Below are 8552 nucleotides of genomic sequence, written 5' to 3'. Positions count from 1 at the left end.
ATATGAATCTTTCTAATGAGTTGTTTAGTCGCTTTTCATTATAGGTCATATGGAACTTTTTTTCTACAACAAAATAGGTTCCATAATATCCATAGGGGATTTACCCACTACAAATATTATAGAGCCAAATAAACTTAAAAAGCAAGCCGAGATTGGCTTGCTTCTTTCCATCTCCAAAAGTGATTTGCCTGCTTAACGAGGTGGCAGTCCAAGGGCAATGCGACCGTAGCGACTGATTCGTGTAATCTTCCAGGCAGGCGACCAGGTAACTTCAACCTTGACATCTTCGATACCCTCGATTTGTTTCAGACCTGCGACAATTTCGATAGGCAAACTTTCGGCACAATCGCAGGCAGTGTCAGTGAAGGTCATGACAATCTTGCAGAGACCCGTTTCATCCAGATTGATTTCATAAATCAACCCTAGATTGTAAACATCCAATTCTACATCTGTATCAAAAACCTTCTCTAGTTTTTCGATAATTTGGTCTTGTAAGGCCAAAGCACGGTCATTGATTTTGATATCGTCTCTCATAGCAGTCCCTCCACACGATAAATATCCTCTATTTTCTCATAATTCTGACAATTTGGCAAGTTTTTGATGAATTTTCTGAAAAAATATGATAATATGTAGAAAATATTTAATTAAGGGGAAGCCTATGGAGCAGATTGGAAAAGTCTTTAGACAATTACGAGAGTCAAGAAATATCTCGCTGAGACAAGCAACTGGGGGACAATTTTCGGCGTCTATGTTGTCCCGCTTTGAAACTGGTCAGAGTGAGCTTTCGGTGGAAAAGTTTCTATTTGCCCTAGAAAATATATCTGCCAGTGTGGAGGAAATCCTCTTTCTGGCGAGAGGTTTTCAGTATGATACAGATTCTGAGTTGAGAAAAGAAATCCTAGATGTCTTGGATCCAAAGAATATAGCTCCGCTTGAGGACTTGTATCGCAGGGAGTATCAAAAGCATGCCCATTCTCAAAATAAACAGAAACATATTCTAAATGCCATTATTATCAAGTCTTATATGAAGAGCATGGATGAAAGAGTCGAGTTAACAGCAGAGGAAGCGAAAGTCCTTCATGATTATTTGTTTTCTACCGAGATTTGGGGAATCTATGAACTCCATTTATTTTCAGTCAGTTCTCCCTTTTTATCTGTTTCTCTTTTTACTAGATATGTACGAGAAATGGTACGTAAATCTGATTTTCTAATGGAAATGTCTGGCAATCGAAACCTTTTTCACACTATACTATTGAATGGCTTTTTAGCCAGCATTGAGTGTGAAGAATTTACCAATGCCTATTATTTTAAACGTGTTATCGAAGAGCATTTCTACGAGGAAAATGAGACCTATTTCCGAATTGTTTATTTGTGGGCAGAAGGTCTCCTTGATAGCAAACAAGGTAGAGTCAAGGAAGGCCAGAAAAAGATGGAAGATGCTGTCCGTATTTTTGAGATGCTAGGCTGTAACAAATCTGCCGAATACTACAGAAAAACCTCCGATTGTTGAATATTTGCAAACTAAGAAAATAATTTAAAATTTGAAGCGATAGAACTGTTGAGCTCTATCAGGCCATCAAAGAAGTTCTATCGTTTTTTGCTCATTTTGTTTGTTGCATATATTCAAAAGTTTTCCTCTAAAATTTCTTAGTGCTATACTATAATCATACTTCATATAAAACTTCGAACAAGAAGGGAGATTATCTATGAAACTATTGTTCAGAAATCAAGCTTATCGACTCTTGACTTTGTCACGCTTCTTTAATGCTTTTGGTGCTTCGATTTTCAATCTGGTCTTTATCGTCTATGCATCGACTCTGCCACAAGCATCTTTTGCTGTTGCTATGGCGAATATTGTCATGATTATTCCGACTCTCTTTACAGTTTTTGTAGGGATTCGGGCAGATTACACGAGAGACAAGGTCAAATGGATGGTCTATAGCGGTTTATTTCAGGCGGTTTTATTTTTTCTAGCAGCCCTAGTTGTTCAGCAAGCTAGTCTCTTTGCCTTTTCTAGCCTGTGCTTAATCAATGTCATTAGTGATGTTATCAGTGATTTTGCTGGTGGTTTGCGCATGCCTCTCATTAAGGAAAAAGTAGCTGAAGATGATTTGATGGAGGCTTACTCTTTTTCCCAGTTCATCACCTATATTTCAGCTATTGGTGGTCAAGCTTTTGGAGTCTGGCTCTTAGGTTTATCGGTCAACAATTTTTCCCTCGTTGCGGGAATCAATGCCTGTTTCTTCCTCGTATCAGCCTCTGTTCTCTTTTTAGGAAGAAGCAAATTGAGCCTGTCAATTTCATCTGCTGATGGTGAAATCCTAAAAAATGAGAAGCTTTCTATCAAAGAGCAGTTCCTGACAATTTACCGAAATTTACGCCTTGTTTTTCTTAAAGGTGGACAGAAAAACTTTGGTTTTATGCTCTTTGCTGTTTTGCTTATCAATGCCTTGGGTGGCGCCTTGGGTGGAATTTATAATATCTTCTTTTTGAGCCATTCACTTTTGGATTTTTCTTACACAGAGGCGTTATTTATCAGTCAATTCTGTGCTTTGTTAGCAATCATCATCAGTAGCCTTACGGGCAATGATTATGTTGGGAAACAGTCCTTGCCTAGATTGATGATGTGGGCGACTGTAGGACTCAGTCTAGTTGGTTTAGCTAACGTATTCAATCAAGTCGTGCTTGGTTTGCTATTTCTCTTTTTAACTCTGTATGTGTGTGGTAAAGTTACACCAAAGATTAGTGCCATGCTCATGAAAAATCTAGCTCCAGAGGTTTTAGCTCGTACCAGTAATTTTTTAGGCTTATTGTTTACCTTATCCGTACCTGTGGGAACAGCTTGTTTTTCACTTGTAGCCGTATGGAATATACAGTTGACTTGGATGCTATTTGTTGGTCTTTCCTTGCTAGCTATTCTTTTGACAATCCTTAATCTCAAAAATGATATCTAATACTCTTCGAAAATCTCTTCAAACCATGTCAACGTCGCCTTGCCGTAGGTATGGTTACTGACTTCGTCAGTTCTATCTACAACCTCAAAACACTGTTTTGAGCAACCTGCGGCTAGTTTCCTAGTTTGCTCTTTGATTTTCATTGAGTATAAATCCTAATTTTTTTCTCACTGTCTTAATCCCTCTATTTATGGTAAAATAAGACTATTAAGTTTAAAGAGGATTCCCTATGAAATTACAAAAACCAAAAGGAACGCAGGATATTTTACCTGCTGAGTCTGCTAAATGGCAGTACGTTGAGGGCTTTGCCCGTGAGATTTTCAAGCGCTATAACTATGCAGAAGTGCGCACGCCTATTTTTGAGCATTACGAGGTTATCAGCCGTTCTGTCGGAGATACAACGGATATCGTAACCAAGGAAATGTATGACTTTTATGACAAGGGTGATCGCCATATTACTCTCCGTCCAGAAGGAACAGCGCCAGTTGTCCGTTCCTACGTGGAAAATAAACTCTTCGCCCCAGAAGTGCAAAAGCCAAGTAAGTTCTACTACATGGGCCCTATGTTCCGCTATGAGCGTCCACAGGCAGGGCGTTTGCGCCAGTTCCACCAGATTGGTGTTGAGTGTTTTGGCTCTAGCAATCCAGCTACCGATGTGGAAACCATCGCTATGGCAGCTCATTTCTTGAAAGAAATCGGCATCCAAGGTGTTAAATTACATCTTAACACTCTTGGAAATCCTGGGAGTCGTGCGGCCTACCGTCAAGCCTTGATTGACTATTTGACACCGCTCAAGGAGACCTTGTCTAAGGATAGTCAACGTCGCTTGGAGGAAAATCCTCTCCGTGTCTTGGACTCTAAGGAAAAAGAAGACAAGGTAGCAGTAGAGAATGCGCCTTCTATCTTGGACTTCCTTGATGAAGAAAGCCAAGCTCATTTTGATGCTGTGCGTCAGATGTTGGAAAATCTTGGAGTAGACTACATCATCGATACCAATATGGTGCGTGGTCTGGACTACTACAATCATACTATTTTCGAGTTTATCACAGAGATTGAGGGCAATGATTTGACAGTCTGTGCGGGTGGTCGCTACGATGGTTTGGTTTCTTACTTTGGTGGCCCTGAAACTGCTGGCTTTGGTTTTGGACTTGGTGTAGAGCGCCTGCTTCTCATTCTTGAAAAGCAAGGTGTGGCCCTCCCTATCGAAAACGCCCTAGATGCCTATATCGCAGTCTTGGGTGATGGAGCAAATGTCAAGGCCTTGGAATTGGTACAGGCTCTTCGCCAACAAGGATTCAAAGCAGAGCGTGATTACCTCAACCGTAAGCTCAAAGCTCAGTTCAAGTCAGCCGATGTCTTTGCGGCTAAGACCCTCATCACCCTAGGAGAGAGTGAAGTCGAAAGCGGACAAGTAACGGTTAAGAACAACCAAACCCGAGAAGAATTGCAAGTATCACTTGAGACAATCAGCCAAAACTTCTCAGAAATCTTTGAAAAACTAGGCTTTTAATGATAGACAAACTGGTCAGAAAACTACTCTGACCTTTTTCTTTTGCAAAATGACAAAAATCATAAACTTTTTGACAAATATGCTTGTCAAAAAGAAAAAGATGTGTTACAATAAATTCAAGTTAAGAAATAGGAAGCAGAAAGGAGCTATGATGTGGGTAGTAGTATTTATACTATTTATGATTTTCTTTTATTCTAATAATTCTGAAAAAATTAAGAAACTAGAGAAGAAAATCAAAAAACTTGAGCGAAAAGAGAAAGGAAACGCAGAAATGTCGAGATTATTGCAAGAAATGATTGGAAAGAAACCAATTATAACGGGAGTGTATATTGGGCCAGATAACTGGGAAGTTGTGGATGTTGACGAGGAATGGGTCAAGCTACGCCGTGTTGATAAAAAGGGAAAAGAAAAATTCAAGTTGCAACGTATTGAGGATATCCAAACCGTTGAATTTGACGGAGAGTAGGTGTGTAACATGCAACTAAAAAATCGTCTAAAAGAGCTGCGGGCTCGCGATGGCCTCAATCAAACCGAACTAGCCAAGCTAGCAGAGGTTTCTAGACAGACCATTAGCCTATTAGAACGGGACGAATACACCCCGTCCGTTGTGATTGCCTTGAAAATATCTCAGATTTTCAACGAAACAGTCGAATCGGTATTTCGCTTGGAGGAGGACGAGTGATGAACAAGTATAAAGTGATTTATTATGTAGTTGCCATAGCTCTATTAGTCAGCGTATTTCTACTGATTGGGATAGACTTAGGCTGGTTTAATCCCTATCAAAGCGAAAAATTTATTTGGGCCTACTTTGCTCTTATCCCAGTCGTTGACTGGATTGAAAAGAAAGCAAACAATTTAGCAAGTGAAAAAGGAGAATGAATATGAAAAAGAAACGTGGATTGTTGTTATTTTTGATGTCTGTTGTCTCGGGAGCTTTCTTGTACATATTTGTAGATATGTTGAAGGCTGGTGCCGAACCCCATGGAATTATGTTAGATGTAAAAGTCTTGCTACCCTGGATATCAGCTATTGGTTTACTATTAGGTTTTGTTGGTATTCTTTTGACGTTCAATTTCTTAAAGAAAAGCAGAAAATTTCACTCCTTGTATCAAGAGGAAATAGATGATGATCTGAATGAAACCTATTATGTGCAGATGTATCGGAATCTCGAGTTTGGAACCATTACTTCTAATATTACAAGTGTAGCGATTTTATTGGCTCTTGTCATCTCAGGTAGTGAAGTAATTGTACTCGATGTAAGTCGTATAACATTTTCCCTTTCCTTTTTGGCATTAGTGCTGTTCTTGCAGAGTCAAAAATATCTTTCTAAAACAATTGCGATTGTTCGTCAGTTTGATTTGGCTCTTTTCTCTACACCAAAGGATATCTTGAACTATATTAATTCTTACGATGAAGGGGAGCGTCAGGCTAATTTGGAACAGAGTTTTAGAATTTTATTCCAATTAAATCAGTATGTCTTACCAGTCTTATATATTTTTCTTTTTTTCATTTCTTGCTTGACAGGAGAAATTCAGCTACTAGCCTTCTTGCTTGTCGGAGCGATACACATTTATATCAATGTGATGCAGTTACCTATGGTAAAACGCTATTTCAAATAAAGGAGTTTCTATGATTCGTGTTGAAAATGTAAGCAAAAGTTTTGGGAGCAAAAAAGCTCTTCATCAGATTTCTTTTGAGATTAAGGAGGGTGAAATCTTTGGTTTTCTTGGCCCTTCTGGCTCAGGTAAAACAACCATGATCAATGTCTTGACAGGTCAGTTGGCTGCAGATCAAGGTAACACAATTTTGTTAGGCAAGAATTCTCAAGATTTAACCTCAAATGATTTGGAACAAATTGGTATTGTTAGTGATGGCAGCGGTTTTTATGAAAAGATGAGTCTTTACAAAAATCTTCTCATCTATGCTAAGTTATATGGTCTCAAGTCAGATAGAGTAAATCAGGTGCTCCAACAGGTTGGATTGGCAGATGCTAAAGATATTATTGCAGAAAAGTTATCTACTGGAATGAAACAACGAATGTTCTTGGCTCGTGCCCTTCTGAATGCTCCTAAGATTCTCTTTCTAGATGAGCCAACCAGTGGCTTAGACCCTACAACATCTAAGATGATTCATACCCTACTTCAAGAATTAAAGCAGGCGGGGACAACTATCTTTCTGACCACGCATGATATGAATGAAGCAACTCTGCTTTGTGATCGCTTATCTCTTTTGAATAAGGGTAACCTAATAGAGTATGGAAGTCCGCAAGATATCATCCAGAAGTACCATGTGGATAAGAAAGTACGTGTGGTTTATAACGACGGACGAGAACAGATAGTTCCATTTGATGAATTACCACATTTAGACACGACAGATTTGATGGTGGTTCACTCTTGTGAGCCAACTTTAGAAGAAATCTTTATCAGATTGACAGGAGAAAAGTTAGATGTTTAGAAAATTAAATGCCCTACTATGGTTAAGATTACAAGTTCTTATCAGCAATTCAACTTTGTTGGCGACTCTATTGTTGCCTTTTGGACTGGCTGTTCTATATAATGAGTTCTTAAACAAGAGTGGAGAATTGAGTACGTATTTCCTTTCTATGAGTTTGACGATGGTCTTGAGCATGGGAAGTGGTTATATGGTATCGATTATGATGGCAGAAGATAAGGAAAAGCGCAATCTTAAATCACTCATCCTAAGTGGTGTGACAGCAACAGAATATACTTTCAGTATGCTTGTTCTCCCTCTGTTGATTATGTTGCTTGGAATGATTTTACTACCAATCTATTTTAAAGTGGATGTATCAGGTTACTTATTGGCCTATGTTATCTATTTGGTCTTAGCAGCTATTAGTGTTATTTTTCTCAACCTTCTAATCGGTGCAGTGTCAGATACTCAGTCTAAAGCGCAAGTTTATAGTATGTTTCCTGTGTTTATCGTCTCTTTTTTACCCATGATTGCTCTTCAAAATGATACGGTTCAGAAAGTGTTGGATTACTCTTTTATTGGTCCAATTGTAAATCTTTTAAATAAAAAAGGTGGGGAAATATCTTTTTCTAATATTGGTATGTTACTTGCCTGGGTACTTGTGTTAGGAATAGCGAACCTCTTTGTATTGAAAAATAGCTATAAAGCAAGATAGGAGATTTATATGAAACTACTTAAAAACCTCGGCTGGTTTCTTCTAGCTGTTCTATCCTTTTTCTTTGGCTATGGTATGGTTCAGAGCATGGCTCTGTCAGCTCTTGGACTAGGGGCTTCAATCTTTGGAGTCTTACCACTTTATATCGTCCTGTCAGGAGCCTATGTTTATGGAGTTTACAGATGGTATCAGACAGAAAAGGTTAGCATCCAGACGACTGCTTTTAATCGTCATATCTGGTTGCCTACTCTGGTTTTGCTAGTGGCTATTACAGCCCAGTTCTTTTTACCAGAAGATCCGTCGGTCAGTCAACAAATCGTATCTCAACTGACAGTGGAACAGCCTGCATTTGGTTTCTTTATGGTGGTGGTCTTTGCTCCTTTGACGGAAGAACTTATCTTTAGAGGGATGTTAGCACGCTACCTCTTTCCTAAGCAGGACAATAGGAAACAAACTCTGATTTTTCTTCTGGTATCCAGTGTTCTGTTTGCCTTGATTCATTTCCCAGGTGATGTGCAACAATTTTTAGTCTATACTAGTCTTGGTTTTAGCTTGGGCTTGGCTTATATTAGCAGAAAAGGTCTGGTCTACAGTATTTCTCTCCACGCTTTGAATAATTTAGTCAGCTTTTTGATGATTCTCATGCTATAATAGAGTCAGGAGGTCACATGAAACGAGTAATTTTATTAGCAGTGATTCAAGCAGTCGTTCTATTTTTCATCATTGGAGCGCTAGCTTATGCCTTCAAGGGCGATTTCTTCTACAACTATCTAGCAGTTGTTTTTGCCCCTATTGCAGGTGTCTTGCGCTTTGGGACAGCCTACACAACGGAAATTGTCTTGCCTCGAAAGGCAGCCGAAATTGCTGAAAAGCGTAAAGCAGGCAAAAATTCAAAATAAAAGAGTCCGGTGAACTTCATCGGATTTTTGTATTGGCGTTAATT

Annotated in this window: 12 protein-coding genes; 11 read left to right on the top strand and 1 reads right to left on the bottom strand. The window is 39.0% G+C overall.

The window, feature by feature from the left end; translation table 11 throughout:
• Positions 1-192: 192 nt before the first annotated feature.
• The gene (locus GEZ85_RS02460; RefSeq protein WP_001204052.1) at positions 193-534 is read right to left on the bottom strand and encodes a metal-sulfur cluster assembly factor; all 342 of its coding nucleotides are present in this window, start codon (positions 532-534) and stop codon (positions 193-195) included.
• A 124-nt stretch (positions 535-658) separates the two neighbouring features.
• Between GEZ85_RS02460 and rgg the strand changes: the two genes are divergently transcribed.
• The 11 genes from rgg to GEZ85_RS02405 all read left to right on the top strand — a co-directional run bounded on the left by rgg (position 659) and on the right by GEZ85_RS02405 (position 8508).
• The gene (rgg, locus tag GEZ85_RS02455) at positions 659-1510 is read left to right on the top strand and encodes a quorum-sensing system transcriptional regulator Rgg (protein ID WP_153209196.1); all 852 of its coding nucleotides are present in this window, start codon (positions 659-661) and stop codon (positions 1508-1510) included.
• 196 nt (positions 1511-1706) lie between these two features.
• Positions 1707-2954, top strand: a complete 1248-nt coding sequence (locus tag GEZ85_RS02450; protein WP_153209197.1) for an MFS transporter — start codon at positions 1707-1709, stop codon at positions 2952-2954.
• Positions 2955-3183: 229 nt separating this feature from the next.
• Positions 3184-4464 carry a histidine--tRNA ligase gene (gene hisS, locus GEZ85_RS02445; protein ID WP_153209199.1) on the top strand — a complete coding sequence of 427 codons (1281 nt, stop codon included), beginning with the start codon at positions 3184-3186 and terminating at the stop codon, positions 4462-4464.
• Positions 4465-4615: 151 nt separating this feature from the next.
• Entirely contained in the window at positions 4616-4930 is a 315-nt protein-coding gene (locus GEZ85_RS02440; protein WP_194251500.1) for a hypothetical protein, read from the top strand.
• Positions 4931-4939: 9 nt separating this feature from the next.
• On the top strand, positions 4940-5146 hold the full coding sequence (locus GEZ85_RS02435) for a helix-turn-helix transcriptional regulator (RefSeq protein WP_001176233.1): 207 nt from the start codon (positions 4940-4942) through the stop codon (positions 5144-5146).
• The gene (locus tag GEZ85_RS02430; RefSeq protein WP_001046127.1) at positions 5146-5343 is read left to right on the top strand and encodes a hypothetical protein; all 198 of its coding nucleotides are present in this window, start codon (positions 5146-5148) and stop codon (positions 5341-5343) included. Before GEZ85_RS02435 ends, GEZ85_RS02430 begins: the two co-directional genes overlap by 1 nt.
• The gene (locus tag GEZ85_RS02425) at positions 5340-6083 is read left to right on the top strand and encodes a DUF3169 family protein (protein WP_080550787.1); all 744 of its coding nucleotides are present in this window, start codon (positions 5340-5342) and stop codon (positions 6081-6083) included. Before GEZ85_RS02430 ends, GEZ85_RS02425 begins: the two co-directional genes overlap by 4 nt.
• A 10-nt stretch (positions 6084-6093) precedes the next feature.
• The gene (locus GEZ85_RS02420; protein ID WP_153209203.1) at positions 6094-6918 is read left to right on the top strand and encodes an ABC transporter ATP-binding protein; all 825 of its coding nucleotides are present in this window, start codon (positions 6094-6096) and stop codon (positions 6916-6918) included.
• Positions 6911-7609 carry an ABC transporter permease gene (locus GEZ85_RS02415; protein ID WP_153209205.1) on the top strand — a complete coding sequence of 233 codons (699 nt, stop codon included), beginning with the start codon at positions 6911-6913 and terminating at the stop codon, positions 7607-7609. Before GEZ85_RS02420 ends, GEZ85_RS02415 begins: the two co-directional genes overlap by 8 nt.
• Before the next feature lie 9 nt (positions 7610-7618).
• Positions 7619-8260 (top strand): CPBP family intramembrane glutamic endopeptidase, encoded by a 642-nt coding sequence (locus tag GEZ85_RS02410; RefSeq protein WP_153209207.1) that lies wholly within the window; start codon positions 7619-7621, stop codon positions 8258-8260.
• A gap of 17 nt (positions 8261-8277) precedes the next feature.
• Positions 8278-8508: a hypothetical protein gene (locus GEZ85_RS02405; protein ID WP_000832184.1), complete on the top strand. Its 231-nt coding sequence runs from the start codon at positions 8278-8280 to the stop codon at positions 8506-8508.
• Positions 8509-8552 lie beyond the last annotated feature (44 nt).

The organism is Streptococcus mitis, assembly GCF_009496205.1.
Taxonomy (GTDB): Bacteria; Bacillota; Bacilli; order Lactobacillales; family Streptococcaceae; genus Streptococcus; species Streptococcus mitis_BN.
The sequence above is the reverse complement of the archived record's forward strand: the minus strand, read 5'-3'. Positions and strand labels throughout refer to the sequence as shown.